Genomic DNA, 26,501 nt, shown 5'->3' with positions numbered 1-26,501 from the left:
TCAGGACTGCAGCGGCGCCGAGGGCGTCAGTGGCGCCTGCAGTCGCACGCGTTCTTCAGAGCCGGCCTGGAGGTACTCGCGCGCGCAAAGCGCCATGTCCCACAGCACCATCGCCGTGCGCCAGTGCACCTGGGCCTGCGCGTCCTGCCGATCGCCGGCCACGCCGGCATGGTGGCGCGCCGCGCGCATGGCCTGCTGGGCCACGCCGGGCAGGTCGCCGCGCGCAAGCCGGCGCAGCACCGCACGCACCCGCGGCCCCGGCGTGGCATCGGTCCGCGCCAGCGCAAGCGCGTCGCCGCCTACGCCCAGCGCGCCGAGCAATGCAGCCAGATCGCGCTGCAGCGCCGCCTCCGGCAGCGCGGCGGCCAGGCCCAGGCGCGCGCGCATGCGGTCGGCCATCAGACCGAACCATGCCCGCCGTTGCATGCGCCGCGGATGCAGCGCGATCACCGCGAGATCGGCATCGACCGAACGCCGAAGCCGGCGCAGGTAACGCTCGGCGCCACTGGGCAGCAGCACGGTGAACATCAGCAGGCCGATGCCGATTCCCAGCAAGAGCGTCAGCGCGCCATTGAACAGTTGCACCACGCCAGTATTGGTGCCGTTGAGCGGCCCCAGCAGATCGATGAAGAAGATCGAGCCGCTGGCGCCCAGCGCGGCCGTCGACGGCCGTCGCATCGCCAGCCCAGCCAGGATCAGGAACGGCGCCAGCACCACCGCCAGCCCGGCGAAATCCTCCACCCACGGCAGCAGCCAGACGATGCACACGAAGGCGGCCAGCGCCGCCAACCCGGCGCCCTTGAGGAAGCCGAGACTGCCGGACACCGGATCGGGCCGGGTCGCATACAGCGCGCACACCACGCCGACGATGGTCACCATGCCCGAACCGGCGCTCCAGCCGCTGTAGACCCAGAACAGCGACGCCGCCCCCATCGCCAGGAAGGCGCGCGCTCCGTTGTACACCGCCTCGTACAGGTCCCGATGACGGCGCGTGGCAAAGCGGCGGCGCGACGGCTGGCCCTGTTCGAATGCCGCCTGTTCCTGCTGGCTTGCCTGCAAGTCGCGCACGAGGGTGCGCGCGTGTTCCAGCGCGAAGGCACGGTCGAAGGCGTCGCGCCGATACAGGCACAGCCGGCGCAGGCGGCGATGGCGCCGATCGAGCCGCCCCAGCGCGGCGGCCAGTGCTTCGTCATCAGGCGGCCGGCCCTCGGCGCGCTGGACCAACAGGTCGTGCACGCCGCGTAGCGCACGCGAAGGCGCGCGTCCGTCCAGGCCGACCCGGCACGATTGCGCCGCCAACAGCTGCGCCAGCATCAGGTAACTGATGTGACGCAGGCGGCCGCCCAGCCGCGCGATCTCGCGCGAGCGCGCGGCGGCATAGTCGACCGCGTCGTTGAGCGCCAACGCGCCGGCGAAGAAGCCATGGATCTGCGTGCCCGTCGCCTCGCCGCGCAGCAGGCGCGCGGCCAGCGCACTGCCCTGGCGCAGATAGGCCTCCAGTCGTAGCTCCAGTGCCGGGCGCGGCGACGCCGGCGAGAAGATCGACGCCATGACGCCTTCGACCGCAATGCCCAGCAGGATCTCGGTCGCGCGCGCCACGGCGATATCGAACACCTGCTGCGGATGGGCGGTGGAAGACATGCCCACGATCACCGCCGTGTAGCCGGCCAGCACCACGCCATAGCTGCGGAAGGCCGAGACGACGCTGGCCAGGCCGGTGCAGGCGCCCAGCCACAGCGCCAGCGCGATCATGAACAACGGCGGCGCCTGGCCGAACAGGCCCATCAGCACCACGGCCATGCTGGCCCCCACCAGCGTGCCCACGATGCGGTTGCGCGCCTTGACCACGCTCATGCCGCGGTCGGCCTGGGCCACGATGAAGACCGTCATCGCCGCCCACTTGGGGTCTTCCATCGAACAGAGCAGCGCGATGGCAAGCGCCAGCAGCGCGGCGGCCGTGGTCCGAAGCGCGAACCAGACATCGGGAGAAGGACGTAGTCGGACCACCGACACCGGGTCGAAGCAGGGCAGGCGCATGGCCGTCATCGTACGGGCAGACGGTTTTCAGCATAATGCGGCCGCAGATGGATAGACTCTTTCCAGAAACGGGAGAAAATGGACGCACTGGCGGCGTGGACTTCGACAACGTGCGGCTGTTCCTGCGCGTGGTCGAACACGGCAGCCTGACCGCCGCCGCGCGCCAGGCGCGCGTGCCGTTGACCAGCGTCAGCCGTCGCATCAAGGCGCTGGAACAGGCATTGGGTGTGCAACTCCTCCACCGCACGACCCGGCGGCTGACTGTGTCCGAGGCCGGGCGCGCTTTCTATGCCCGCTGCGTGGAGGCCGAGCAGATCCTGCAGGATGCCGTGCAGGCCGCGCGCGACCTGCGCGCTCAGGCGCGCGGCACCCTGCGCGTGCTTGCCCCCTATGCGCTGGGCTTGCTGGTGCTGGAGCCGCAGCTGGCGCGATTCCGCCAGCGCCATCCAGGCGTGCAACTGGCGCTGACCTACGACGATCAGCCGCTGGACCTGCTCAGCCATGGCCTGGACGTTGCGGTCCATGTCGGGCCACCGCCCCACGCCAGCTACGTCGCGCGGCCGTTGGGCGCCTCACGCGCCATCCTGGTGAGCAGCCCCGATTACCTGGCCCGCGCCGGCACGCCTGTCCACCCCAAAGACCTCCTCGGCCACGCCGTGCTCGCGGTCGGCGCGGATGCCCCGCTCGTGGTCTGGGCGTTGCGGCACAGCACCGGCGAATCGATCGAGATGACCCTGCGTCCGGTGCTGATTTCAAACGAATCGACCACGGTGATCCGCCAGGTCGCCCAAGGGGCCGGCATTGCCCTGCTCTCCCAGCCATTGGTCCAGTCGCGGCTGGACCAGGGCCAGTTGGTGCACCTGCTGCCAGGCTGGCAGCGCTGGCCGGATCTGGAGATCAGCGCGCTCTATCCGCGTCGCGCAACACAGGAACGCAAGGTGCGCGCCTTCGTCGACTTCCTGCTGGAGATCTTCGCCGATTGGCGCGTGTCCGACTGAAAGGCACCTCCCATCGCCTGCTTCAGGCACCATCAGCCGGCGGCACGTTGCCCGGTCGGAACGGCTTCAGCCGCGACGGGCGTTTCCGGGAACGCGCCGTCGCGGCTGAAGCCGCTCCTACAGGACACTTCCTCAGGTTATTGGAGGTGCCCTGCAGCCTCAGAAGCAGTGCTGCAGAAGCCTCCATCGCGGCGATGCCGCCTCGCGCTCAGGCCTGCGCCAACGCCTGCTGCAGGTCGGCGAGCAGGTCGTCGATGTGCTCGATGCCCACCGACAGCCGCACCGTGTCCTCGCTGACGCCGCTGCGCTGCAGCTCTTCGGGCGAGAGCTGGCGGTGCGTGGTGGACGCCGGATGGGTGGCCAGCGACTTGGCGTCGCCGATGTTGACCAGGCGGGTGAACAGCTGCAGCGCGTCGAGGAAGCGCGCGCCGGCAGCGCGGCCGCCGCGCAGGCCGAAGGTCAGCACGCCGGAGCCGTGTCCGCGCAGGTACTTCTGCGCCAGCGTGTGCTCGGGATGGTCCGGCAGGCCGGCGTAGTTGACCCACTCCACCTTGGCTTCGCCCTGCAGATGCCGCGCCAGCGCCAGCGCGTTCTGGTTGATCCGGTCCATGCGCAGCGGCAGCGTCTCGATTCCCTGCAGGATCTGGAAGGCGTTGAACGGCGACAGCGCCGCGCCGGTGTTGCGCAGCGGCACCACCCGCGCGCGGCCGATGTAGGCGGCCTCGCCCAGCGCCTCGGTGTAGACCACGCCGTGGTAGCTCACGTCCGGCTCGTTGAGGCGGCGGAAGCGCTGCGCGTGCGCCACCCACGGGAAGCGCCCGGAATCGACGATCGCCCCGCCCAGGCTGGTGCCGTGGCCGCCCAGGTACTTGGTCAGCGAATGCACCACGATGTCGGCGCCGTACTCGAACGGCCGCAACAGGTACGGCGTGGGCACGGTGTTGTCGACGATCAGCGGCACGCCGTGGGCGTGGGCGATGGCGGCGACCGCCTCAAGATCGGTGACGTTGCCGCGCGGATTGCCGATCGACTCGACGAAGACCGCCTTGGTGCGTTCGTCGATCAGCCCGGCGAACGCGCCGGGATCGCGGTAGTCGGCGAAGCGGGTCTGGATCCCGGACAGCGGCAGCGTATGCGCGAACAGGTTGTAGGTGCCGCCGTACAGTGCGCTGGAGGAGACGATGTTGTCGCCAGCCTCGGCGATGGTCTGGATGGCGTAGGTCACCGCCGCCTGCCCGGAGGCCACCGCCAGCGCGCCGATGCCGCCTTCCAGCGCGGCGATGCGCTGCTCCAGCACGTCGGTGGTGGGGTTCATGATGCGGCTGTAGATGTTGCCCTGCACCTTCAGGTCGAACAGGTCGGCGCCGTGCTGGGTGTCGTCGAACGCGTAGGCCACGGTCTGGTAGATCGGCACCGCCACCGCGCGGGTGGTCGGATCGGGGCGATAGCCGCCGTGCACGGCGATGGTTTCCAGCTTCCAGTTCGGGTCGGACATGGGCGGCTCTCGGCAACGGGAGCGCAGACGATAGCGCTGCGCGCAACCGCGCATGCGAACCTGCGGTTATCAGGCCATGCCCTGGGGTTGTCAGCGCCGCGGCCGATGCGGCGGCCGCATGCGGGCCTCAGCCCTCGCCGAGCGCACCCTGAGCGAGCAACCAGTCGCGCAATGCCTCGGCGTCCACGTAGCGCTCGGCGCGCAGCCCCAAGACGCGCGCGGCCTCGACATGGGCGGCACTGTCATCGACGAACAGTACCTCGTCCGCGGCCATCCCGAGCTGTGCCAACGCGTGCAGGAAGATCGCCGGTTCCGGCTTGATCGCGCCGACCTCGCTCGAATTCACCACTGCATCGAACGCGTCGGCGATACCGAGCGCCTGCAGATCGCGCGACAGACGCGACGTGGCGTTGCTCAGCAACACCACGGGCAGGCGCTGGCGCACGTCCCGCAGCAGCGCCAGCACGGGCTGGTTGAGGCGCGCCGCCGTCGGCGCGGACCATGCGGCGACCAGCGCAGTGGCGTCCGCCTCGGGCGCCAGCGCGGCGATACGCGCGGCCACCTCGGCCAGCCACTGCGCGTCGCTGCTCGCCCCGCGGATCGCCGGTTCCAGCAGCGCCGGCGCGAACGCCAGCGCGCGCAGGCTGCCCGGCGGCACGCCGTGTGCGCGCTCCAGCGCCGCGTCGTCCTCGGGCCACAGCCGCAGCACGCCATCCATGTCCACCAGCAGGGCGCGTGCCGCAGACGCCGCGGGACGCGCCTGCGGCGCCTGCGCGGTGCGACGCATCAGGCCTTTTCGAACACCAGGCGGCCGCCTTCGGCATCGACCTTGATGGTGTCGCCGCTGAGGAAGTGGCCGGACAGGATCTGCTGCGCCAGCGGGTTCTCCAGTTGCGCCTGGATCGCGCGCTTGAGCGGACGCGCACCGTACACCGGGTCGAAGCCGACGTTGCCCAGCAGCTCCAGCGCGCGGTCGCTCAGCTCGATCTTCAGCCCGCGCTCGGCCAGGCGCTTCTCCAGGCCGTGCAGCTGGATGCGCGCGATCGCCTTGATCTGCGCCTTGTCCAGCGGATGGAACACCACGATGTCGTCCAGGCGGTTGATGAACTCCGGGCGGAAATGCGCCTGCACCACGCCCATCACCGCCGCCTTCATCTGCGTGTAGGCCTCGGCGCTGCCGTCGCCGCTCAGCTCCTGGATCTGGTGCGAGCCCAGATTGGAGGTCATCACGATGACGGTGTTGCGGAAGTCCACGGTGCGCCCCTGGCCGTCGGTGAGGCGGCCGTCGTCGAGCACCTGCAGCAGGATGTTGAACACGTCGCTGTGCGCCTTCTCGACCTCGTCGAGCAGGATCAGCGAGTACGGCCGGCGCCGCACCGCCTCGGTGAGGTAGCCGCCTTCCTCGTAGCCGACGTAGCCCGGCGGCGCGCCGATCAGCCGCGAGACCGAATGCTTCTCCATGAACTCGCTCATGTCGATGCGGATCATCGCGTCGCTGCTGTCGAACAGGAACTCGGCCAGCGCCTTGCACAGCTCGGTCTTGCCGACGCCGGTGGGGCCCAGGAACAGGAACGAGCCGCTGGGCCGGTTCGGATCGGACAGGCCGGCGCGCGAGCGGCGCACCGCGTCGGACACCACCTTGATCGCCTCTTCCTGGCCGACCACGCGCTGGTGCAGTTCTTCTTCCATGCGCAGCAGCTTGTCGCGCTCGCCCTCGAGCATCTTGCTGACCGGGATGCCGGTCCAGCGCGACACCACCTCGGCGATCTCCTCGGCGGTCACGCGGTCCTGCACCAGCTTGAAGTCGTGCTGTTCGGCTTCGTTGGCCGCGGCAAGCTGCTTCTCCAGATTCGGCAACACGCCATACTGGATCTCGCTCATCTTGGCGTAGTCCTGGCGCCGCTGCGCCGCCTCCAGCTCGACCCGTGCCTGCTCGATCTGCTCCTTGATCTTGGTCGCGCCCTGCAGCGCCGCCTTCTCCGACTTCCACACCTCCTCCAGGTCGGAGAACTCGCGCTCGAGCTTGTCGATGTCGCTTTCCAGGTCGGCCAGGCGCTGCCGCGAGGCCTCGTCCTTCTCCTTCTTCAGCATCTCGCGCTGGATCTTGAGCTGGATCAGGCGCCGCTCCAGGCGGTCCAGTTCCTCCGGCTTGGAGTCGATCTCCATGCGGATGCGGCTGGCGGCCTCGTCCATCAGGTCGATGGCCTTGTCCGGCAGCTGGCGGTCGGTGATGTAGCGGTGGGACAGCGTGGCCGCGGCGACGATCGCCGGGTCGGTGATCTCCACGCCGTGGTGCACCGCATAGCGCTCCTTGAGCCCGCGCAGGATGGCGATGGTGTCCTCCACCGACGGCTCGCCCACGAACACCTTCTGGAAGCGCCGCTCCAGCGCGGCGTCCTTCTCGATGTACTTGCGGTACTCGTCCAGGGTGGTGGCGCCGATGCAGTGCAGTTCGCCGCGCGCCAGCGCCGGCTTGAGCATGTTGCCCGCGTCCATGGCGCCGTCGGCCTTGCCGGCGCCGACCATGGTGTGCAGTTCGTCGATGAACAGGATGATCTGGCCTTCGTTCTTGGCCAGGTCGTTGAGTACGCCCTTGAGCCGCTCCTCGAACTCGCCGCGGAACTTGGCGCCGGCGATCAGCGCGCCCATGTCCAACGACAGCACGCGCTTGCCGCGCAGGCCTTCCGGCACCTCGCCGTTGACGATGCGCTGGGCCAGGCCTTCGACGATGGCGGTCTTGCCGACGCCGGGCTCGCCGATCAGCACCGGGTTGTTCTTGGTACGCCGCTGCAGCACCTGCACGGTGCGGCGGATCTCCTCGTCGCGGCCGATCACCGGATCGAGCTTGCCGCTCTCGGCGCGTGCGGTGAGGTCGATGGTGTACTTCTCCAGCGCCTGGCGCTGCTCCTCGGCGTTCTCCGACTGCACGGTCTCGCCGCCGCGCAACTTGTCGATGGCGGCCTCGAGCTTCTTCTTGTCGGCGCCGGCGGCGCGCAGCGCCAGGCCCAACGGGCCGGCGTCGTCGACGGCGGCCAGCACGAACCACTCGCTGGCGATGAACTGGTCGTTGTGCTGCTGCGCCAGCTTGTCGGTCTGGTTGAGCAGGCGGCTGAGGTCGTTGCCCATCGAAAGGTTGCCGGGCTGGCCGCTGACCTTGGGCAGCTTCTCCAGCGCCTCGCCCAGGCGCTCGCGCAGCACCGGCACATTGATGCCGGCCTGCGCCAGCAACGGCCGGGTGCTGCCGCCGGCCTGGTCGAGCAGCGCGACGAACACGTGCACCGGCTCGATGATGGTGTGGTCGCGGCCCACGGCCAACGACTGCGCGTCGGCCAGCGCCTGCTGGAACCGCGAGGTGAGCTTGTCCATCCGCATCGGGAAGTCCTCTAAGGGATTAAGGGCCGGCTGCGCCGGCATCCCAACGAAATGCGGCTGGCCGCCCCTGTTTCAAGGCCGCCGAGCACATCCGTATACGGTTCGCAAGGCCGCCGCGACGCGGCGTGTCGCACGCCGCAAGCTGACCGCCGACGGTCACACACCGCTACCGGAACCCCGGCTACTCTCGGCGGATAGTTCCCAACGCGCAGGAGCCGCCATGCACTATGAGCTGTACTACTGGACCGGCATCCAGGGCCGCGGCGAGTTCGTGCGGCTGGCGCTGGAGGACGCCGGCGCCGGCTATCGCGACGTCGCCCGCGAGCAGGGCGACGCGGCGATGCAGCCCTTCCTCGATGGCGCCCATGCCGGCGCGCGGCCATTCGCACCGCCATTCCTCAAGGCCGGCCGGCTGGTGATCGCCCAGGTCGCCAACATCCTGCATTACCTCGGCCCGCCGCTGGGCCTGGTGCCGGACAGCGAGGCGCGGCGGCTGCAGGCGCTGCAACTGCAACTGACCATCGCCGACATGGTCGCCGAGGTGCATGACAGCCACCACCCGATCGCCAGCGGGCTGTACTACGAAGACCAGAAGGCCGAAGCGCAGCGGCGCGCCGAGGACCTGCGCAAGCACAGGCTGCCGAAGTTCCTGGGCTATTTCGAACAGGTGTTGGACCAGGGCGGCGGGCGCCACGCGCTGCGCGAGCATTCCTATGTGGACCTGTCGCTGTTCCAGCTGATGAGCGGGCTGGACTACGCCTTCCCGCAGGCGATGAAAAAACTGTCGCCGAAACTGCCGCGGCTGCGCGCCCTGCAGCAGCGCGTGTGCGAGCGCCCGGCCATCGCCGCCTACCTGGCCTCGCCGCGGCGCCTGCCGTTCAACGAGAACGGTATCTTCCGGCATTACCCCGAGCTGGATGGCTGAGCGGGGCTGGACGTCCGGCGTCGGCCTGCCACGTCCGTTGGAAGACAGCCGCACGGCAGTGGCGATAGCCCACTTGGCAAAAACAGGGATGGTGTAGCGCGTCGGGACTGAAGTCCCTCCCACAAGGGCGCATCGGGCGTGGATGCGCACGCTTTCACGTAAGAGCGGCTTCAGCCGCGACAGGCGTTCCCGGTGATGCCTGTCGCGGCTGAAGCCGCTCCTACGAAAACGCTGGCAGACCCGGCAGACGCGGCCGCACCGTGCGGCGCGCGCTGACGGCCTGCCGCATCGCTCAGGTCCGCGTCAGCGCCTCGCGCACGGCGCGCAACTGCGCCTTCACCGCCGCGGCCTGGGTCGGGCCCATGCGCAGCAGCGCCTTCTGTCCGATCGACAGCGATTCCAGCGCCGGGTCGACGAAACGGTACTTGCCGCGCACCGGATCGACCTCCACCGCCAGCGGCGCGGTCGGCGTCGGGGTCTGCAACAGGTGGTCGATCACCTGCACCAAGCGGTCGTTGAAGTAGCCCTGCGGATAGCCCAGTTCCACGTAGGCCTGCTGGAACAGCGGATAGAAGCGCCGATAGGCCGCCACCGCGGTGCCCGGATCGGCGCGGGTGAACGCCTCCACGTAGGGCGCATAGCGCTGTGCGTTGGCGTCGGCGATGACGCTGGCGCCGCTGGCATCGGTGCTCACCTGCAACTCGCCCGGCACCTGCTTGAGCGCCAGCGCACGCGAGGTGACGCGGTGCTGGGTCAGGTTGTCGACCATGGTCACCAGACGCTGGATCAGGTGGTCGCGCACCAGCAGCGCCAGCGGCGCATCGCCGCCGGCCAGCGCGCTCAGCGCCGCCCAGGCCGCATCGTCACTGGCGGCCAGCGCCGGAATCGCCGCATCGGCGGCTTCCGCGGGATTAATCGGGTGCTGGATCGGCGGTGGCGCCGCGGCCGCGGCGGGCGCGTCAGCCGCCGCAGGCGGGGTCGCGGCAGGCGCAGGTACGACCGCGGCAGGCGCCGGTGCCGCAGCGGGCCACAGCGCGGCGATGTTGTCGCGGAACAACCAGGCCGCGGCGGCGGCCACCAGCACGGCGACCAGGATCCACGGCCAGAACGAGTGACGCGGCTGCATGGGATGCACATCTCCATCGGACAATGGAGGTGTGACCGCCAAGGCACCCGCCGGTTCCAGCGCGGGATGGCCGGCGTTCAGTCTCGGCGCACATCACCGGCGCACATCACCCAGGGCACCGGCAACGCCAGCGCGCCTCGGTGCGCCAGGGTGTCGCGGGCCGCGGGCCTAAACGTCGCGCCGCGAGCAGCGCCGCGTCGAGGCGATGTCCAGCGGACGGTGGCGGTGCGCGCCAGCAGCGCGGCGACCACGGCCGCCGTGCGATCGAGCTGTGGCCGCACTGCCAGCGCACGCAGGGCGGCAAGCGCGCCGCAGCGCGCTCACTCCACCAGCACCGCCCGCGGCTTCTGCAGCGACAGCAGGCCGAGCAGCGCGGCCAGCACCAGGTAGCCGCCGACGAACTGCCAGGCGATCAGCTTGGGCACGCCGCTCAGCGTCCACGGCAGGTAGAGGCCGCCGCGCGGATCGACCGAGTGGATCAGCCCGAACAGGGTCAGCCCGGCCGCCACCAGCAGGAACACGGCGGCGCGGCGCAGGCGGCCGTCGACCATCGCCGCCACCGTGGCGATCCACAGCATCGCGGTGATGATGAAGCCGTTGCCCAGGGTCAGGATCACCGCCAGCTCCGGCAGGCCGTGGCCGTCGAGGGTGGTGGTGAGTTTGGCCAGCTGGTCCGGGGCGATCCAGCCCGGCGCCTTGATCGCCAGCAGGTAGGCCACCGACGGCAGGAAGCCCAGCACCATCGCCCCGGCGTGGCGCTTGGGCGTGGCCTGGAACGCCTGGGTGGTGATGTCGATGGCGACGTAGACGATGATCGGCGCCAGCACCGCCATCGGCAGCCACTGCACCAGGCCGGCGACCAGGCCGAGCATGCCGCCCAGGCCGATGAACAGGCCGGTGAGCAAGGTGTAGCCGCTGCGCGCGCCCATGTGCTTGTAGGCCGGCTGGCCGATGTACGGCGTGGTCTGGGCGACGCCGCCGCAGACGCCGGCGATCAGGGTCGCGCCGGCCTCGACCAGCAGGATGTCGCGGGTGCGGTAGTCGTCGCCGGCGGCGCGCGCGCTTTCGCTGACGTTGATGCCGCCGACCACCATCAGCAGGCCGAACGGCAACAGCAGCGGCAGCAGCGGCACGGTGTCGGCCAGGCCGGCGACGAAACCCAGGCTCGGCCACGGCAGCACCAGCTGCGGCGCGATCCACTGCGGCGTCTGGTGGCCGGGAATGCCGAAGCCGGCCGCATTGGCCCAGTAGTACAGGCCGGTGCCCAACGCCAGCGCCAGCGGCACCCCGGGCAGGCGCCACGGCAGCCGGCCCTTGGCGATCAGCACGTACAGCAGCAGGCCCAGCACCACCAGCCCGACCAGCGGCGTGCGCAGCGTCTCCAGCAGCGGCAGGAAGCCCATCAGCACGATCGCGATGCCGGCGATGGAGCCGAGCAGCGCGGCGCGCGGCAAGGCGCGGGTGACCGCGTCGCCGAAGAACGACAGCACGGTCTTCAGCGCGCCCATCACCACCAGCGCGGCCATGCCCAGGTGCCAGGTGGCCAGCGCCGCGGCCTGCGGATCCAGGCCCTGCTGCTTGTAGCGCACGAACGCCGGGCCGAGCACCAGCAGGGCCATGCCGATGCTGGTCGGCGCGTCCAGGCCCAGCGGCATCGCGGTGACGTCGCTGCGCCCGCTGCGCGCGGCCAGCCGCCGCGCCATCCAGGTGTACAGCAGGTTGCCGACCAGCACGCCGAACGCGGTGCCCGGAATCATCCGGGTGTAGATCACCTCGGCGGGGAACTGGAAGAGGCCGACCAGGGCCAGGGTGATGAAGCCGAGGATCGACAGGTTATCGACCACCAGGCCGAAGAAGCCGTTGAGGTCGCCGGCGACGAACCAGCGCGGGCGCGGCGAAACGGGAGCGGGACTGGACATGCGGGCAGTGGCGGCGTGGGGGGTCGAGGGATGGTAAGCGCAAGTGGCGCCGGCGGACCGGCGCATGCGCAAGATGCCGTTTTCCGGCCGCGGCGCATGGCGCGCCGCGGCGGCTACAGCGGCAGGTGCAGAAACTGGTTGAACGCGCTCGGCACGTAGTCGCCGAACGCCGGTCCGTTGTGGAAGCCGCGACGGCGGTACAGCGCCAGCGCCGCCTCGAACGCCGCGCCGCTGCCGGTCTCCAGGCTCAGCCGCTGCAGGCCCTCGGCGCGGGCGACCGCGATCAGGTGTTCGAGCAGCGCCGCGGCCGCGCCCTGGCGCAGGAACGCCGGATGCGTGCGCATCGACTTCAGTTCGCCGCCGCCATCGTCCAGCGTCCGCAACGCGCCGACCGCGACCAGCGCCTCGTCGCGCCACGCGCTCCACAACTGGATCCGCGGATGCCGCAGGCCGGACAGGTCCAGCGCGTACACGCTCCCCGGCGGCGACTGCGCATGCATCTGCTGCAGGTGGTACTCCAACAATCCACACACCGCGGGGTCGTCCAGCTCCCCCGGTCGGATCACCAACGGCGCGGCACTCACCGCAGCCTCCCGCGCATGCGAATCCCGAATCCCCATTCTCGAATCCCCGCCGTCAAAACGACACGTCCACCGCCTGCCGCGCCCACAGCACCGACTGGTGGCCGGTGGCCTGCTTCCACGCCAGGCGGATCGCTTCGATGTCGGCGCGGCGCTGCGGGGTGTCCTCGTGCAGGATCACCAGCACCTTGGTGTTGAGCCGGTTCGGCTCCTTGGCGCCGCGGAACAGCCACTGCCCATAGGCATCGAACACGGTCAGGCCATCGGGAAAGCGCGGCGTGACCTCCTTGTCCAGGAACGCGCGCCAGCGCGCCTCGCTGATCGGCTCGGCCTGCGGGCGGTCGGCCGGGCCGCTCTCCTCGCCCACACCGAAATACAGCTCGCTGCGCACCCAGCCGCTGGCCTGCGCCGGACGCGCGGCATCGCCCTGCAGCGTGGCGCTGACCTTGCTCGGCGCGGACGACGCGGACGGCGCGACGCTGGCGCAGGCGCTCAGGGCCAGGAGGACGGCGATCAACGGGGCACGCAGCAGCATCGGCAGGGTCTCGGTCGGAAGGGGAAGGGAACACGCGATCGTAGGTCAGGCGCGGACCGGCACCGGATAACCGCCGGACATGAGTTCATGCCCCACAGCACCGAACACGCGGCTCGCACATCGCCTTAACGTCAGGCTAATATATCGCTTCATCCGGATGGATGCAGCAACCTTTACCGACCTCAGTCGCGGCCATGGCCGGCGCGGCCGGTCTTGATGGTCTTCGTTTCAGGAGAGAACCCCCCATGTCGTCCCCGTTCGTCAGGCCGTTGAGCCTGGCCATCGCCCTGGTCCTGGCGGCCCCCGCCTTCGCCCAGGACGCCGCCCCGGCCGCCGCGACCAATCTGGACACGGTGATCGTCACCGGCACCCGCGCCAGCGGCCGCACCGTGCTCGAATCCACCGCGCCGGTGGACGTGCTCAGCGCCGAGGACATCCGCAAGGCCGGCGTGGTCAACGGCGAACTCGGCAGCGCGCTGCAGGCGCTGCTGCCCTCGTTCAACTTCCCGCGCCAGTCCAACTCCGGCGGTGCCGACCACGTGCGCGCCGCGCAGTTGCGCGGACTCTCGCCGGACCAGGTGCTGGTGCTGGTCAACGGCAAGCGCCGCCACACCTCGGCGCTGGTCAACACCGACAGCAAGATCGGCAAGGGCACCACCCCGGTGGACTTCAACGCCATTCCGATCAGCGCCATCAAGCGCATCGAGGTGCTGCGCGACGGTGCCGGCGCGCAGTACGGCTCCGACGCGGTGGCCGGGGTGATCAACGTGATCCTCGACGACGATCCGGACAGCGGCGCGCTGGAAGCCAGCTACGGCGCCAACCACACCGACGTCAAGCCGATCCACCGCACCCTCACCGACGGCCAGACCGGCTATGCCAGCGGCAAGGTCGGCACGCGCCTGGGCGAGGACGGCGGCTTCTTCAAGGTCGGCCTGGAACTGAAGAACCACGAGGCCACCAACCGCGCCGGCTTCGACCAGATCCCCTCGTTCGAGGAACAGACCCCGGCCAACCTGGCCCTGGCCGGCAAGCGCAACTACGCGCTCGGCGACGGCGCCAGCAAGGACCTCAACGCCTGGCTCAACGGCAAGCTGCCGTTCGGCCAGGGCAGCGAGGTCTATGCCTTCGGCACCTACAACCAGCGCGACACGCAGGGCGACAACTACTTCCGCTACCCCGACGGCAGCGCCAACTGGACCCAGGTGTATCCGCAGGGCTACCGCCCGGTGTCGCTGGGCGAGAACCGCGACCTGCAGGCGGTGCTCGGCGCGCGCGGGCAGTGGGGCGAATGGGCCTACGACGCCAGCCTCGACTACGGCCGCAACGACTTCACCTACCGGCTCAAGCACTCGCTCAACGCCTCGTTGGGCCCGGGCAGCCCGACCCGCTTCAAGACCGGCGACTACGCCTTCGAACAGGGCGTGGCCAACCTCGACCTGAGCCGCGGCTTCGACGCCGCCGGCGCCACCCACACCCTGGGCACCGGCGTGGAGCTGCGCCGCGAGCACTACCGCACTCGTCCGGGCGACCCGGCCAGCTACGCCGCCGGTCCCTACACCGACCGCCCCACCGGCGCCCAGGCCGGCGGCGGCCTGACCCCGCAGGATGCGGCCGACCTGTCGCGCAACGTCGCCAGCCTCTACGCCAGCCTGTCCAGCCAGTTCGGCGACAAGTTCTCCACCGACCTGGCCGCGCGCTACGAGCACTACCAGGACTTCGGCGGCGAACTGACCGGCAAGCTGGCCGCGCGCTACGAGTTCGTCCCGGCGTTCGCCCTGCGCGGCGCCATCTCCAACAACTTCCGCGCGCCGTCGTTGAGCCAGATCGGCTACGAAGCCAGCTCCACCGGCTACAACGCCAATGGCCAGCTGCTGCAGGGCCGCCTGCTCTCGGTCGACAACCCGATCGCGCAGGCGCTGGGCGCCCGTTCGCTGCAGCCGGAGAAGTCGCGCAACTACAGCCTGGGCTTCACCAGCCGCGTCGGCAGCCACTTCGACCTGTCGCTGGACCTGTTCCAGATCGACATCGACAAGCGCATCGCGCTGTCGGAAAGCATCGACGGCGACGCCCTGACCGACTTCGTCGCGCAACGCTTCGGCATCACTGGCCTGCAGAGCGCCAGCTTCTTCGTCAACGCCGCCGACACCCGCACCCGCGGCGCCGAACTGGTCAGCAACTGGCGGCAGGCGCTGGGCGACGGCCAGCTGCAGTTGACCGGCACCTGGAGCTACGCCAAGACCGAACTGGAGAACGTGGTGGCCACGCCGGCGCAGTTGCTGGCGCTGAATCCGGACTACGTGCTGTTCGGCGCGGAGGAGCGCAACACCCTGACCGACGCGGCACCGCGCACCCGCGCGCAGCTGGCGGCGAACTGGAGCGACGCGCGCTGGTCGCTGCAGACCCGGGTGACCCGCTACGGCAGCGCCACCCGCGTGTTCGACTTCGGCGACGGCTTCGCCCCGCAGCAGACGTACAGCGCCAAGTGGCAACTCGACGCCGAGGTCGAATACCACCTCACCCCGCAGTGGAGCGTGGCCGTGGGCGGGCAGAACCTCACCGACGCCTACGCCGACCGCTCCAAGCCGGACATCGCCTACTTCGGCAACCTGCCCTACGACGTGCTGTCGCCGATCGGCAGCAATGGCGCTTACTACTATGGGCGGGTGAGGTACACCTTCTGACGAAGGTGCCGGGATTGGGGAGTCGGGAATCGGGAATGGGTAAAAGCAACAGCCGCGCGCGTAGGCCCCGCTTTTGCTCCTCCCATTCCCCATTCCCCATTCCCGTTTCCCGGCCCCCGACCAATCCACCTGGCGCTAACGCTGTCTCGTTCATCATGGACAGATGGCAGACGCGCTCCCCCTCCGACCGCCGCCGCCGCGCCTGGACGATGCCTGCGCATTGTTCCTGGACGTGGACGGCACCCTCATCGCCTTTGCCGAACGTCCCGACCAGGTGCAGTTGCTGCCCGAGGTGCGTGAGGCGGTCGGCCGCCTGCACCAGCGCCTCGGTGGTGCGGTGGCGCTGGTCAGCGGACGTCCGCTGGCGCAGCTGGATCGCTTGTTCGCGCCGCTGCGGCTGCCCGCCGCCGGCCTGCACGGCCACGAACTGCGCAGCGACGCCGACGCGCAAGCCGCGATGCCCGCCGACACCTCGGCGTGGCTGCATGCGCTGCATGCGCGCGCCGCGCACCTGCACCAGGCGCATCCGGGCGTCCTGGTCGAGGACAAGGGCGCCAGCCTGGCCCTGCACTGGCGCGCGGCGCCGGGCGCGGGCGAGGCGGTACTGGCGTTCGCCCGCGCCCAGATCGCCGACCTGCCCGGCTACCGCCTGCAGCCCGGCGACCACGTGGTCGAGTTCGTACCCGAAGGCAGCGACAAGGGCGTGGCGCTGACCACGCTGCTGCAGCAGCCGCCGTTCCGCGGCCGCCGCCCGGTGTTCGTCGGCGACGATCTCACCGACGAATTCGGCTTCGCCGCGGCCAACCAGGCCGGTGGCTGGAGCGTGCTGGTCGGCACCCGCGCCGACAGCGCCGCCACCTATGCGCTGCCCGATCCACGCGGCGTACACGCCTGGCTGCGCGATAACGCCGGATGAGGACACCGCCGCGCCCCTCCGCGCCCGCCCCATGACCGCCGCCCCCACTGCTCCCGCACAAGGACCCGCCCGCTCCATGAGTTCCCCCAATCTCGACCTCGGCGTCATCGGCAACGGCAGCTTCGGCGCCCTGATCGACAAACGGGCCAGCGTGGTGTGGAGCTGCCTGCCGGCCTTCGACGGCGACCCGGCGTTCTGCGCGCTGCTGTCGCCGCGCGCGCACCCCGGCGGCGATTTCAGCATCGAGCTGGAAGACTTCGTCGACAGCGACCAGCACTACCTGGCCAATACCGCGATCCTGCGCACGGTGCTGCGCGACGCCCACGGCGGCGCGGTGGAGGTCATCGACTTCGCGCCGCGCTGGCGCAACCACGGGCGCTTCTACCGCCCGGTCAGCATCATCCGCCAGGTGCGGCCGCTGGCCGGCAACCCGCGCATCCGCGTGCGCGCGCGGCCGCTGGCCGACTGGGGCGCGCGCCAGCCGGAGCGTACCTGGGGCAGCAACCACGTGCGCTGGCTGCTGCCGGACTTCACCCTGCGCCTGACCACCGACGTGCCGGTGCGCTTCATCCGCGACGAGCTGCCGTTCGTGCTCAACCACCCGGTCAACCTGATGCTGGGCGTGGACGAATCGCTGACCCGCTCGCTGACCGGCTACATCCAGGAAGCGCAGGAACGCACCGAGGAATACTGGCGCGAGTGGGTGCGCTACCTGTCGGTGCCGCTGGACTGGCAGGACGCGGTGATCCGCAGCGCGATCACCCTGAAGCTGTGCCAGTACGAGGACAGCGGCGCGATCATCGCGGCGATGACCACCTCCATCCCGGAAGCGCCGGACACCCCGCGCAACTGGGACTACCGCTACTGCTGGCTGCGCGACGCCGCCTTCGTGGTGCGCGCGCTGAACCGGCTCGGCGCCACCCGCACCATGGAGCAGTTCCTCGGCTACATCTTCAACATCGCCACCACCGACGGCAGCCTGCAGCCGCTGTACGGCATCGGCTTCGAGGCGGCGCTGGAGGAACACGAGGTCGAGTCGCTGGCCGGCTACCGCGGCATGGGCCCGGTGCGGCGCGGCAACCTGGCCTGGATCCAGAAGCAGCACGACGTGTACGGCAGCGTGGTGCTGGCCTCCACCCAACTGTTCTTCGACCTGCGCCTGAAGGACCCCGGCGACGCCCACACCTTCCTGCGCCTGGAGCCGCTGGGCGAGCGCGCCTTCGCGCTGCACGACGTGCCCGACGCCGGCCTGTGGGAGTTCCGCGGCCGCGCCGAGGTGCACACCTACACCAGCGCGATGTGCTGGGCCGCCTGCGACCGCCTGGCCAAGATCGCCGCGCGGCTGGGCCTGGAAGAACGCGTGGCGCACTGGCGCGACCGTGCCGACCGGATCCGCGAGCGCGTGCTCGCCGACGCCTGGAGCGCGGAGCTGGGGCACTTCACCGACACCTTCAACGGCCACCGGCTGGACGCCTCGTTGCTGTTGCTGGCCGACATCGGCTTCATCGCCCCGGACGATCCGCGCTTCGTCGCCACGGTCGAGGCGATCGGCCGCGACCTCAAGCATGGCGATGCGCTGTACCGCTACGTGGCGCCGGACGATTTCGGCGAACCGGAAACCAGCTTCACCATCTGCACGTTCTGGTACATCGACGCCTTGGCCGCGATCGGCCGCAAGGAGGAGGCGCGCGAGCTGTTCGAGCGCATCCTGGCCCGACGCAATCACCTGGGCCTGCTGTCGGAGGACCTGGCCTTCGACAACGGCGAAGCCTGGGGCAATTTCCCGCAGACCTACTCGCATGTCGGCCTGATCATCGCCGCCATGCGCTTGTCGCGTAGTTGGCAGGAGGCGTCATGAGCAGATTGGTGGTGGTCTCCAACCGTGTGGCGCTGCCCGGCGAGAACCGCGCCGGCGGCCTGGCGGTGGGCTTGCTGGCGGCGCTGAAGGAGCGCGGCGGCGTGTGGTTCGGCTGGAGCGGCAAGACCGTGCGCGGCGACAGCGGCGCCATGCACGAACAGACCCAGGGCGACATCCGCTTCGTCACCATGGACCTCAATCGCGCCGACCTGGACGCGTACTACAACGGCTTCGCCAACCGCACGCTGTGGCCGCTGCTGCACTTCCGCCTGGACCTGGTCGACTACGACCGCGCCACCCGCGAGGGCTATCGCCGGGTCAACGCCATGTTCGCCGACAAGCTCGCGCCGCTGCTGCGCGAGGACGACACGGTGTGGATCCACGACTATCACCTGATCCCGCTGGCCTCGCTGCTGCGCGAGCGCGGCATCGGCTGCCGCATCGGCTTCTTCCTGCACGTGCCGTTCCCCTCGGCCGACCTGATCCAGGCGCTGCCGGACCACGCGCGGCTGTTCTCCGGCTTCTACGCCTACGACCTGATCGGCTTCCAGACCCGCCGCGACGTCGACCGCTTCCAGGCCTACGTGCGCCTGTTCGGCGGCGGCAAGGTGATCAAGGACGGCCTGCTGGAAGCGCCGGGCGGGCGCCGTTTCCGCGCGGCCATGTTCCCGATCGGCATCGACACCGAACTGATCGCGCAGCAGGCGCGCGCGGCGATGTCCAAGCCGGCGGTGCGCGACCTGCGCAGCAGCCTGCGCGATCGCCAGCTGGCAATCGGCGTGGACCGGCTGGACTACTCCAAGGGCCTGCCGGAACGCTTCCTCGGCTTCGAGCGCTACCTGGAGCGGCATGCGGACCAGCGCGGCAGCCTGACCTACCTGCAGATCGCGCCGGTTTCGCGCGGCGACGTCACCGAATACAAGCAGTTGCGCAACCAGCTCGAACAGATCGCCGGGCACATCAACGGCGGCCACGCCGAGCCGGACTGGACCCCGCTGCGCTACGTCAACCGCAACTTCACCCATGCCACCCTGACCGGCTTCTACCGCGCCGCGCAGGTCGGCCTGGTGACGCCGCTGCGCGACGGCATGAACCTGGTGGCCAAGGAATACGTGGCCGCGCAGGATCCGGAGAATCCCGGCGTGCTGGTGCTGTCGCTGCTGGCCGGCGCCGCCGACGAACTGAAGGAGGCGCTGCTGGTCAATCCGCACGACCTGGACGGTGTCGCCGACGCCATCGCCACCGGCGCGTCGCTGCCCAAGGCCAAGCGCATCGAACGCTGGCAGGCGATGATGGACCACCTGCGCAAGCACGACATCAACGCCTGGCGCCAGCGCTATCTGCAGGCGCTGGAAAGCCTTCGGTAAGCGCGGCCCTGTACGACCGACGCGGCGCGCAGCCCGCGCGCCGCGCGCCAACGCCCTGCGGCGGCGCCACGGCGCCGCATGACGCAGTGTTCCGCATGCCATCACCGTCCGACCACCGGCGCCGCCTAAAATAGGCGCGCGCTGTGCCTTTCCGCGCGTTTCGAAACGGCGCAGACGCGCTCGTTGTCTTGCGATGCGCGCCGTCCTCGCGACCCCGCCATCGCCCCTCCCCCCCCACGATCCGCCTGTAACGCCGCCAGTCGCGCCACGCGCCAGGGATCCTCGTCGGATGTTTTGCTCATGACCGTTTCTTCCCCACCGAATGCCCCCGGCCGCTGGTTGTTCGCCGGCTATGCCCTCCTCATCGCCGCGATCGGCGTCGCGCTCGCCGTCATGGGCGGGCGACTCGTCGCCGTCGGCGGCTCCTGGTACTACCTGCTCGCCGGGGTGGCGCTGGCCGCGTCCGGCCTGCTGCTCGCGCTGGGCCGCCGCGCCGGCCTGTGGCTGTTCGGCGTCACCCTGGCCGCGACCATCGCCTGGGCGCTGGCCGAGGTCGGCCTGGACGGCTGGGCGCTGATCCCGCGCCTGGCCATGGTCTCGGTGCTCGGCCTGCTGCTGTTGCCATTCTGGAAGGTCGCGCGCTGGCGCCTGGCGCCGGTCTCCGGGATCGGCTACCTGCTGGTCGCCGGCGTGTTGCCGGTGCTCGGCGCGGCGCTGGTGTTCGTGCCGCTGCTGTTCCCGCGCACCGTGGAACTGGCCGACCCCGGCCTGGCCGCACAGCGCCCGCAGGCCGCCTTCAGCCGCGCGACGGTGGACAGCCCCGATGGCAACGTCGCCGCCAACCACGATGCCGGCAACTGGACCGCCTATGCCGGGTCCAACCTGTCCAACCACTACAGCCCCGGCGCGCAGATCACCCCGGACAACGTCAAGGACCTGAAGATCGCCTGGGAATTCCACACCGGCGACCTCAAGCCGGCCGGCTCCAAGCTCGGCTACGCGTTCCAGAACACCCCGCTGAAGGTCGGCGACCTGGTCTACATCTGCACGCCCACGCAGAAGGTGATCGCGGTGGAGGCCACCACCGGCAAGGAACGCTGGCGCTTCGATCCGCACACCGATCCCAAGGCCATGGCCGGCGTCGCCGCCACCACCTGCCGCGGCGTGTCCTACTTCGAGGCCACCACGCCGGTCGCCGAATGCGCCAAGCGCATTTTCTGGCCGATGGTGGACGGCCGCCTGGGCGCGCTCGACGCGCTCACCGGCAAGCTCTGCGACAGCTTCGGCACGCATGGCTATGTCGACCTGAACAAGGACACCGGCAACACCAAGCCGGGCTTCGTCGGCCCGACCTCGCCGCCGGTGGTGATGCGCGGCGTGGTGATCCAGCCCACCGGGCAGGTTCGCGACGGCCAGGAGCGCGACGCGCCGTCCGGCGTGGTGCGCGCCTTCGACGCGGTCAGCGGACAACTGCGCTGGGCCTGGGACCTGGGCAACCCGGCGATCCATGCGGCCCCGCCGGCCGGGCAGACCTACACCCGCTCGACCCCGAACGTGTGGTCGCTGATGGCCGCCGACGACCAGTTGGGCCTGGTCTACCTGCCCACCGGCAACGCCTCCGGCGATTTCTTCGGCAAGCAGCGCACGCCGCAGGAAGAGGAATACACCGCCTCGCTGGTCGCGCTGGATGCGGCCACCGGCAAGGAACGCTGGCATTTCCGCACGGTCAACCACGACCTGTGGGACTACGACATCGGCCCGCAGCCGAACCTGGTGGATTTCCCGGTCCCCGGCGGCGGCACCCGCCCGGCGGTGATCCAGGCCACCAAGTCCGGCCAGGTGTTCGTGCTCGACCGCGAAACCGGCGCGCCGATCATGCCGGTGCGGCAGATGCCGGTGCCGCAGGGCACCGACCACGGCGACTGGACCGCCAAGACCCAACCGGTGTCCCCGGGCATGCCCAACACCGTCGGCGCGCCGAGCAAGGACTACGAGACCCTGGTCGAATCCGACGCCTGGGGCATCACCCCGTTCGACCAGTTGGTCTGCCGCATCCAGTTCAAGCGGCTGCGCTACGAGGGCATGTTCACCCCGCCCAGCCTGGGCGGCTCGCTGGCCTTCACCGGCAACCACGGCGGCATCAACTGGGGCGGCGTGTCGGTGGACCTGCAGCGCGGCATCATGGTGATGAACAGCAATCGCCTGCCCTACACCGAACACGTGTACCCGCGACAGGAAATGCAGGCGCTGGGCGTGGTCTCGGTGTTCAACGGCAAGAGCAAGACGCCCGGCTACATGGCCCAGGAGGGCCTGCCCTACGGCGCGCGCAAGGAACCGTGGATGTCGCCGCTGAACACCCCGTGCGTGGCGCCGCCGTGGGGCTACATCTCCGGCGTGGACCTGCGCACCCAGCAGGTGATCTGGCGGCGTCCGCTGGGCACCGGCTACGACCAGGGCCCGATGGGCATTCCGTCGAGGATGAAGTTCGAGCTGGGCACGCCGAACAACAGCGGCTCGCTGGCCACCGCCGGCGGCGTGACCTTCATCGGCGCGGCGCTGGACAACTTCCTGCGCGGCTACGACACCCAGACCGGCAAGCTGCTGTGGGAAGTGCGCGTGCCGGCCGGCCCGCAGGCCGCGCCGCTGAGCTACACCGTCGGCGGCAAGCAGTACATCGTCGCCGCCATCGGCGGCCATGACCGCATGGACACCAAGGCCGGCGACAGCGTGATCGCCTGGACCCTGCCGGACACCGCGGCGCCGGCCAAGTAAGCCGCCCGCACCACGCCCACCCGTCACCGGCCGCCTGCGGCCGGTGACGGCGATGGGCCGCCCGGGCATGGAGGTCCCGGTCCGCGCAAGCGGCCAGCGCGCGTGCCCTTGGCGGCGCGCCACACTGCAGTGCACCAGGCCATCGCGCCTTGCGCAGCCGCCTGCAGGCATCCAGGTCATGTGAAGTTTCCGACGAACGGCAGGCGCCGGCGATCAAGCACGCCTCGCAATGCGCCGATACTGGGGGTACTCCGCGAGATCGCGTCGCCCCTGCGGCGTTGCCCGTTGTTTCCCAGCCGGTGCACACCATGCCCTCGCCATCCGCCGCTCGCCGCCCGTCCCTCCCCTCCCGGCTGCGCCCGCATCCGGCGCTGCTCGCCCTGGCCCAGGCGCTGGTGCTGTTGGCGCTGACCGGCTATGCCGTGCACGTCGGCCGCACGCTCGGGCCGACCGGATCGGCGCTGCCGCGAGTGCTGCCGGCGCTGCTGGCCGCCGCCGCCATTGCCGCGGCGCTGACCTGGGCCGGCAGACGCGGCGCGCCGCGCTCCCTGGACCGGGCCACCCAGGCGCTGCAGGCGCTCGGCGAAGGCCGCTTCGAGCACCGCGTGGAGCTGGCCAGCGACGCGACCGAGGTCGCCCTGCTGCGCGCGGTGCAGAACGCGCAACAGGCGCTGGCCGCACGCCAGGCGCAGACCGAGGCGGAACTAGGTCACGGCCGCTTCGTGATCCAGGCGCTGGACGATCTCGACACCATGGTGCGCATCGCCGACGACGATGGCCGCGTGCATTTCGCCAACCGCAAGCTGCTGCAGATGCTGCGCACCATCGAGCCGGACGTGCAGCGCTTCCGCCCGGAATTCCGTGCCGAACAGTTCGTCGGCGGCAGCATCGGCGACATCTACCCGGACAGCCAGGCAGCGATCGACCGCATGCGCGCGCTGACCGGCTCCAAGCGCGTGCGCGCGCCGTTCTTCGGCCGCCAGATCGACTTCGTGTACAGCCCGATCAACGGCGCCGACGGCCGCCGCCTGGGCACCATCGCGCAATGGGAGGAGGTGACCGCGCAGGTCGCCGCCGAACAGGCGCTGGCGACGGTGATCGAGGCCGCCGCACACGGCGATTTCAGCCAGCGCATCGACACCGCGGCGATGGACGGCGTACTCCAGTCGCTGGCCGACGGCGTCAACCGCATCGCCGACGCGGTGGAGAGCAACCTGGCGGAACTGGCCGGGGCGCTGGCGGCGCTGGCCGAAGGCGACCTCACCCACCGCGTCGACGGCCAGGCGCAGGGCGTGTTCGCGCGCCTGCGCGAGGACACCAACCGCACCGTCGCCAAGCTCACCGAGATCATCGTCGGCATCCAGGATGCGGCCGAGACCATCCGCCGCGCCGCCGGGGAGATCGCCGCGGGCAACACCGACCTGTCCGACCGTACCGAACAGCAGGCGGCGAGCCTGGAGGAGACCGCCAGCTCGATGGAGGAACTGACCTCGGCGGTGAAGCAGAACGCCGACAACGCACAGCAGGCCAACGGCCTGGTGCAGAACACCGGTGAGATCGCCCGTTCCGGCGGCCAGGTGATGGACGAGGTGGTGGCGACGATGCGCGCGATCAGCGTCTCCTCGCAGCGCATCGGCGAGATCATCGGGGTCATCGACGGCATCGCCTTCCAGACCAACATCCTGGCGCTCAACGCCGCGGTGGAGGCGGCGCGCGCCGGCGAACAGGGCCGTGGCTTCGCCGTGGTCGCCGCCGAGGTGCGCTCGCTGGCGCAGCGCTCGGCCGATGCGGCCAAGGAGATCAAGGGCCTGATCGAGGCGTCCACCCGCACCGTCGGCGAAGGCGCCGCGCTGGTCAACCGCGCCGGCGCCACCATGCACGAGATCGTCGGCTCGGTGCAGCGGGTGACCGGCCTGATCGGCGAGATCAGCGCCGCCAGCGGCGAGCAGTCCAGCGGCATCGAACAGGTCAACCGCACCGTGGCGCAGCTGGACGAAGTGACCCAGCGCAATGCCGCTCTGGTCGAGGAAGCCACCGCCGCCGCGCGCAGCATGGAGGAACAGGCCGGCGGCCTGGCCACCGCCGTCGGCGTGTTCCGGCTCGACAGCGGCCGCGCTGGCGGTGCCGACAGCAAGGTGGTGCCGTTCGCGCGCGGCGCCGGCTGAGCCGGTCCGCGCGGCGCGCTCACTGCAGGAAACGCGCGCGCTGCTGCGGCTCCGGCAGGAAACACTGCGCGGTGGTGCCGAACCAGCGATGGCGATTGCGCGCCAACACACGGTAGCCGGCGTCGCGCCAGCGCCGCGGCAGCAGGCGCAGCACCGCGAGGCCGCGCCATCCCCCGCCGAGCCCGGCGATCACCGCGATCGCCGCGTCCGAGTCGGTCAAGGCGCCATGCCGGGTCAGCAGCAGGAACGACAGCGGATCGGCCGGATCCAGCCCGTGCTCGCGCAACAGCGCGCTGCCGCGCGGCGACTGCATCGCCGCGAAGCGGTAGCGGCCGCGGCGGTCATGGCGCAGCAGGAACCGCACCCAGCGGCTGCACAACGCGCAGACCCCGTCGAACACGACGATGGCCGTGTCCTCCGGCGCCGCCGGCGCCACGGCCGGCGTTGGCTCAGGCCGGCGCAAGCCAGCCCTCGTAGCGGATGAACGGACCGATCCACGGCAGCGTCACCGCGATCAGGAAGGCGTAGCGGCCGTCGCGCTGGTCTTCGCGGCAGTGCACGCCGGCCAGCCAGCGCTTCGGCAGCGGCAGCACGCCGAAGGCCCAGGCCCGCGCCGCACGCCATTCGATGCCGGCGCCATCGACCCGCAGCGCGAATTCGAACACCACCGCCCCCAGGCGCTCGCGCAGCCGGCCACGGTGCTGCCACAGCCGCGAGGGCATGGCGTGCGCACCGAAGCGGCGCTCCCAGCGCTCGCCGCGGGCATCGGCGCGGAACACCACCTCCACCGGCGTCGCCGGCCCGGTGCGCGGCAGCCGCACCAGCCACGCGCACAGCGGCAGCAGCCGATGGCGGCCGCGCTGCACCGCGGCCTGGCCGACATAGCGCGACTGCGGCGACGGGGTGTGCAGCGCGCGCAGCACCGGCGGCAACTGCGCGAATGCCGGCCCCAGCACCTGCGCGAACAGCGGCGCGGTCAGGGCGCGATCCACGCCAGGGTCGCCATGCGGCCGGTGCGGCGGTCGCGCCGGTAGGAGTAGAAGCGCTGCGCATCGGCGATGGTGCACAGGCCACCGCCGAAGACCTGCGCCGGCTCCATGCCGGCCGCGGCCAGGCGCTGCCGCGCCAGCGCGTACAGATCCACCAACCAGTGTCCGGGACGGGTGGCGACGAAGGCGCTGGCCGCCGCCGGAGCGTGGCGCAGGAAGGCCTCGCGTACCTCGACGCCGATCTCGTAGCGCTGCGGCCCGGCGGCCGGCCCCAGCCAGGCCCGCAGTTGCGCCGGCGGCGTGCGCAACGCGGCCACGGTGGCCTCCAGCACGCCACCGGCCAGGCCCTGCCAGCCGGCGTGCGCGGCGCCGACCTCGCTGCCGTCGCGCGCGGCGAACACCACCGGCAGGCAGTCGGCGGTCATGATCGCCAGCACCACCCCCGGTTCGGCGGTGACCGCGGCATCGGCGGTCGGCTCGGCGGCGATGCCGGTGCCGTGCGGCGGCCCGTCGAAGCGCAGCACCTGCACGCCATGCACCTGCCGCAGCCAGTGCGGCGGCGTCGGCAGCGCCAGCCGCGCCGCCAGTTCGTCGCGGTTGCGCTGCACCGTGGCCGGGTCGTCGCCGTCGGCGGCGCTGCGGTTGCCCAGGTTGAACCGGTCGAACGGCGGCTGCGAGGCGCCGGCGCCCTCGCGCAGCGTGGTCAGGGCGTGGATCCGCGGCGGGGCCGGCCAGTCGGCCGGCAAGGCGAAGTCGATCATC

The 26,501-nt window shown here is 70.8% G+C and carries 19 protein-coding genes; 8 read left to right on the top strand and 11 right to left on the bottom strand.

What is annotated here, in order from left to right:
* Entirely contained in the window at nt 1-2,037 is a 2,037-nt protein-coding gene (locus NKJ47_RS06690; protein WP_254460717.1) for an FUSC family protein, read from the bottom strand.
* A 95-nt stretch (nt 2,038-2,132) separates the two neighbouring features.
* Here NKJ47_RS06690 and NKJ47_RS06685 point away from each other — a divergent pair, with 95 nt between their 5' ends.
* Complete coding sequence (locus tag NKJ47_RS06685; protein WP_254460716.1) at nt 2,133-3,035, top strand: LysR family transcriptional regulator; 903 nt, start codon at nt 2,133-2,135, stop codon at nt 3,033-3,035.
* A gap of 208 nt (nt 3,036-3,243) precedes the next feature.
* Here NKJ47_RS06685 and NKJ47_RS06680 read toward each other — a convergent pair whose 3' ends face one another.
* The 3 genes from NKJ47_RS06680 to clpB form a co-directional block, all read right to left on the bottom strand.
* The gene (locus NKJ47_RS06680) at nt 3,244-4,530 is read right to left on the bottom strand and encodes an O-acetylhomoserine aminocarboxypropyltransferase/cysteine synthase family protein (RefSeq protein ID WP_254460715.1); all 1,287 of its coding nucleotides are present in this window, start codon (nt 4,528-4,530) and stop codon (nt 3,244-3,246) included.
* 127 nt (nt 4,531-4,657) lie between these two features.
* Nucleotides 4,658-5,317 (bottom strand): HAD-IA family hydrolase, encoded by a 660-nt coding sequence (locus NKJ47_RS06675; RefSeq protein WP_254460714.1) that lies wholly within the window; start codon nt 5,315-5,317, stop codon nt 4,658-4,660.
* Nucleotides 5,317-7,902 (bottom strand): ATP-dependent chaperone ClpB, encoded by a 2,586-nt coding sequence (gene clpB / locus NKJ47_RS06670; RefSeq protein WP_254460713.1) that lies wholly within the window; start codon nt 7,900-7,902, stop codon nt 5,317-5,319. Before clpB ends, NKJ47_RS06675 begins: the two co-directional genes overlap by 1 nt.
* Nucleotides 7,903-8,122: 220 nt before the next feature.
* On the opposite strand from clpB, the gene NKJ47_RS06665 reads away from it, so the two are divergent.
* Nucleotides 8,123-8,827, top strand: a complete 705-nt coding sequence (locus tag NKJ47_RS06665; RefSeq protein ID WP_254460712.1) for a glutathione S-transferase — start codon at nt 8,123-8,125, stop codon at nt 8,825-8,827.
* A gap of 292 nt (nt 8,828-9,119) precedes the next feature.
* Here the strand turns inward: NKJ47_RS06665 and NKJ47_RS06660 are convergent, their stop codons facing one another.
* From NKJ47_RS06660 to NKJ47_RS06645, 4 genes are all read right to left on the bottom strand, one after another.
* Nucleotides 9,120-9,953, bottom strand: coding sequence for a DUF3014 domain-containing protein (locus NKJ47_RS06660; RefSeq protein WP_254460711.1), 834 nt, complete (start codon nt 9,951-9,953; stop codon nt 9,120-9,122).
* Nucleotides 9,954-10,273: 320 nt separating this feature from the next.
* A complete protein-coding gene (locus NKJ47_RS06655) occupies nt 10,274-11,872 on the bottom strand; it encodes a hypothetical protein (RefSeq protein ID WP_254460710.1) in 1,599 nt (532 codons plus the stop codon).
* Between the two features lie 113 nt (nt 11,873-11,985).
* Nucleotides 11,986-12,405, bottom strand: a complete 420-nt coding sequence (locus NKJ47_RS06650) for a GNAT family N-acetyltransferase (RefSeq protein ID WP_254460709.1) — start codon at nt 12,403-12,405, stop codon at nt 11,986-11,988.
* A gap of 103 nt (nt 12,406-12,508) precedes the next feature.
* Nucleotides 12,509-12,988 (bottom strand): DUF3574 domain-containing protein, encoded by a 480-nt coding sequence (locus tag NKJ47_RS06645; RefSeq protein ID WP_254460708.1) that lies wholly within the window; start codon nt 12,986-12,988, stop codon nt 12,509-12,511.
* A gap of 245 nt (nt 12,989-13,233) precedes the next feature.
* Here NKJ47_RS06645 and NKJ47_RS06640 point away from each other — a divergent pair, with 245 nt between their 5' ends.
* The 6 genes from NKJ47_RS06640 to NKJ47_RS06615 all read left to right on the top strand — a co-directional run bounded on the left by NKJ47_RS06640 (nt 13,234) and on the right by NKJ47_RS06615 (nt 24,750).
* Nucleotides 13,234-15,672 carry a TonB-dependent receptor plug domain-containing protein gene (locus NKJ47_RS06640; protein WP_254460707.1) on the top strand — a complete coding sequence of 813 codons (2,439 nt, stop codon included), beginning with the start codon at nt 13,234-13,236 and terminating at the stop codon, nt 15,670-15,672.
* A 163-nt stretch (nt 15,673-15,835) separates the two neighbouring features.
* A complete protein-coding gene (gene otsB / locus NKJ47_RS06635; RefSeq protein ID WP_254460706.1) occupies nt 15,836-16,588 on the top strand; it encodes a trehalose-phosphatase in 753 nt (250 codons plus the stop codon).
* A gap of 76 nt (nt 16,589-16,664) precedes the next feature.
* The gene (locus NKJ47_RS06630) at nt 16,665-18,446 is read left to right on the top strand and encodes a glycoside hydrolase family 15 protein (RefSeq protein WP_254460705.1); all 1,782 of its coding nucleotides are present in this window, start codon (nt 16,665-16,667) and stop codon (nt 18,444-18,446) included.
* Entirely contained in the window at nt 18,443-19,813 is a 1,371-nt protein-coding gene (gene otsA / locus NKJ47_RS06625; protein ID WP_254460704.1) for an alpha,alpha-trehalose-phosphate synthase (UDP-forming), read from the top strand. The genes NKJ47_RS06630 and otsA overlap by 4 nt, the downstream gene beginning before the upstream one ends.
* Before the next feature lie 300 nt (nt 19,814-20,113).
* The gene (locus tag NKJ47_RS06620; RefSeq protein ID WP_429002497.1) at nt 20,114-22,585 is read left to right on the top strand and encodes a membrane-bound PQQ-dependent dehydrogenase, glucose/quinate/shikimate family; all 2,472 of its coding nucleotides are present in this window, start codon (nt 20,114-20,116) and stop codon (nt 22,583-22,585) included.
* Nucleotides 22,586-22,893: 308 nt separating this feature from the next.
* A complete protein-coding gene (locus NKJ47_RS06615) occupies nt 22,894-24,750 on the top strand; it encodes a methyl-accepting chemotaxis protein (protein ID WP_254460703.1) in 1,857 nt (618 codons plus the stop codon).
* 19 nt (nt 24,751-24,769) lie between these two features.
* On the opposite strand, the gene NKJ47_RS06610 is transcribed toward NKJ47_RS06615, so the two are convergent.
* Genes NKJ47_RS06610 through pgeF form a run of 3 tightly spaced genes read right to left on the bottom strand, consistent with a single transcriptional unit; the run spans nt 24,770 to nt 26,500 of the window.
* On the bottom strand, nt 24,770-25,213 hold the full coding sequence (locus NKJ47_RS06610) for a thiol-disulfide oxidoreductase DCC family protein (protein ID WP_254460702.1): 444 nt from the start codon (nt 25,211-25,213) through the stop codon (nt 24,770-24,772).
* On the bottom strand, nt 25,200-25,742 hold the full coding sequence (locus tag NKJ47_RS06605; protein ID WP_254460701.1) for a DUF4166 domain-containing protein: 543 nt from the start codon (nt 25,740-25,742) through the stop codon (nt 25,200-25,202). The genes NKJ47_RS06610 and NKJ47_RS06605 overlap by 14 nt, the downstream gene beginning before the upstream one ends.
* On the bottom strand, nt 25,727-26,500 hold the full coding sequence (pgeF, locus tag NKJ47_RS06600; protein ID WP_254460700.1) for a peptidoglycan editing factor PgeF: 774 nt from the start codon (nt 26,498-26,500) through the stop codon (nt 25,727-25,729). Before pgeF ends, NKJ47_RS06605 begins: the two co-directional genes overlap by 16 nt.
* Between the last annotated feature and the right edge of the window lies 1 nt (nt 26,501).

It is taken from the genome of Xanthomonas sacchari (assembly GCF_024266585.1).
In the GTDB taxonomy this organism is placed as follows: domain Bacteria; phylum Pseudomonadota; class Gammaproteobacteria; order Xanthomonadales; family Xanthomonadaceae; genus Xanthomonas_A; species Xanthomonas_A sacchari_C.
This window is presented reverse-complemented; position numbering and strand designations above follow the sequence as displayed.

Bases quoted from the DNA above. Each gene is read 5' to 3' on its own strand.
- otsB (WP_254460706.1), top strand. From the start codon at position 15,836: ATGGCAGACGCGCTCCCCCTCCGACCGCCGCCGCCGCGCCTGGACGAT.
- NKJ47_RS06645 (WP_254460708.1), bottom strand. From the start codon at position 12,988: ATGCTGCTGCGTGCCCCGTTGATCGCCGTCCTCCTGGCCCTGAGCGCC.
- NKJ47_RS06620 (WP_429002497.1), top strand. From the start codon at position 20,114: ATGACCGTTTCTTCCCCACCGAATGCCCCCGGCCGCTGGTTGTTCGCC.
- pgeF (WP_254460700.1), bottom strand. From the start codon at position 26,500: ATGATCGACTTCGCCTTGCCGGCCGACTGGCCGGCCCCGCCGCGGATC.
- NKJ47_RS06655 (WP_254460710.1), bottom strand. From the start codon at position 11,872: ATGTCCAGTCCCGCTCCCGTTTCGCCGCGCCCGCGCTGGTTCGTCGCC.
- NKJ47_RS06640 (WP_254460707.1), top strand. From the start codon at position 13,234: ATGTCGTCCCCGTTCGTCAGGCCGTTGAGCCTGGCCATCGCCCTGGTC.
- NKJ47_RS06680 (WP_254460715.1), bottom strand. From the start codon at position 4,530: ATGTCCGACCCGAACTGGAAGCTGGAAACCATCGCCGTGCACGGCGGC.
- otsA (WP_254460704.1), top strand. From the start codon at position 18,443: ATGAGCAGATTGGTGGTGGTCTCCAACCGTGTGGCGCTGCCCGGCGAG.
- NKJ47_RS06660 (WP_254460711.1), bottom strand. From the start codon at position 9,953: ATGCAGCCGCGTCACTCGTTCTGGCCGTGGATCCTGGTCGCCGTGCTG.
- clpB (WP_254460713.1), bottom strand. From the start codon at position 7,902: ATGCGGATGGACAAGCTCACCTCGCGGTTCCAGCAGGCGCTGGCCGAC.
- NKJ47_RS06665 (WP_254460712.1), top strand. From the start codon at position 8,123: ATGCACTATGAGCTGTACTACTGGACCGGCATCCAGGGCCGCGGCGAG.
- NKJ47_RS06675 (WP_254460714.1), bottom strand. From the start codon at position 5,317: ATGCGTCGCACCGCGCAGGCGCCGCAGGCGCGTCCCGCGGCGTCTGCG.
- NKJ47_RS06615 (WP_254460703.1), top strand. From the start codon at position 22,894: ATGCCCTCGCCATCCGCCGCTCGCCGCCCGTCCCTCCCCTCCCGGCTG.
- NKJ47_RS06690 (WP_254460717.1), bottom strand. From the start codon at position 2,037: ATGCGCCTGCCCTGCTTCGACCCGGTGTCGGTGGTCCGACTACGTCCT.
- NKJ47_RS06630 (WP_254460705.1), top strand. From the start codon at position 16,665: ATGAGTTCCCCCAATCTCGACCTCGGCGTCATCGGCAACGGCAGCTTC.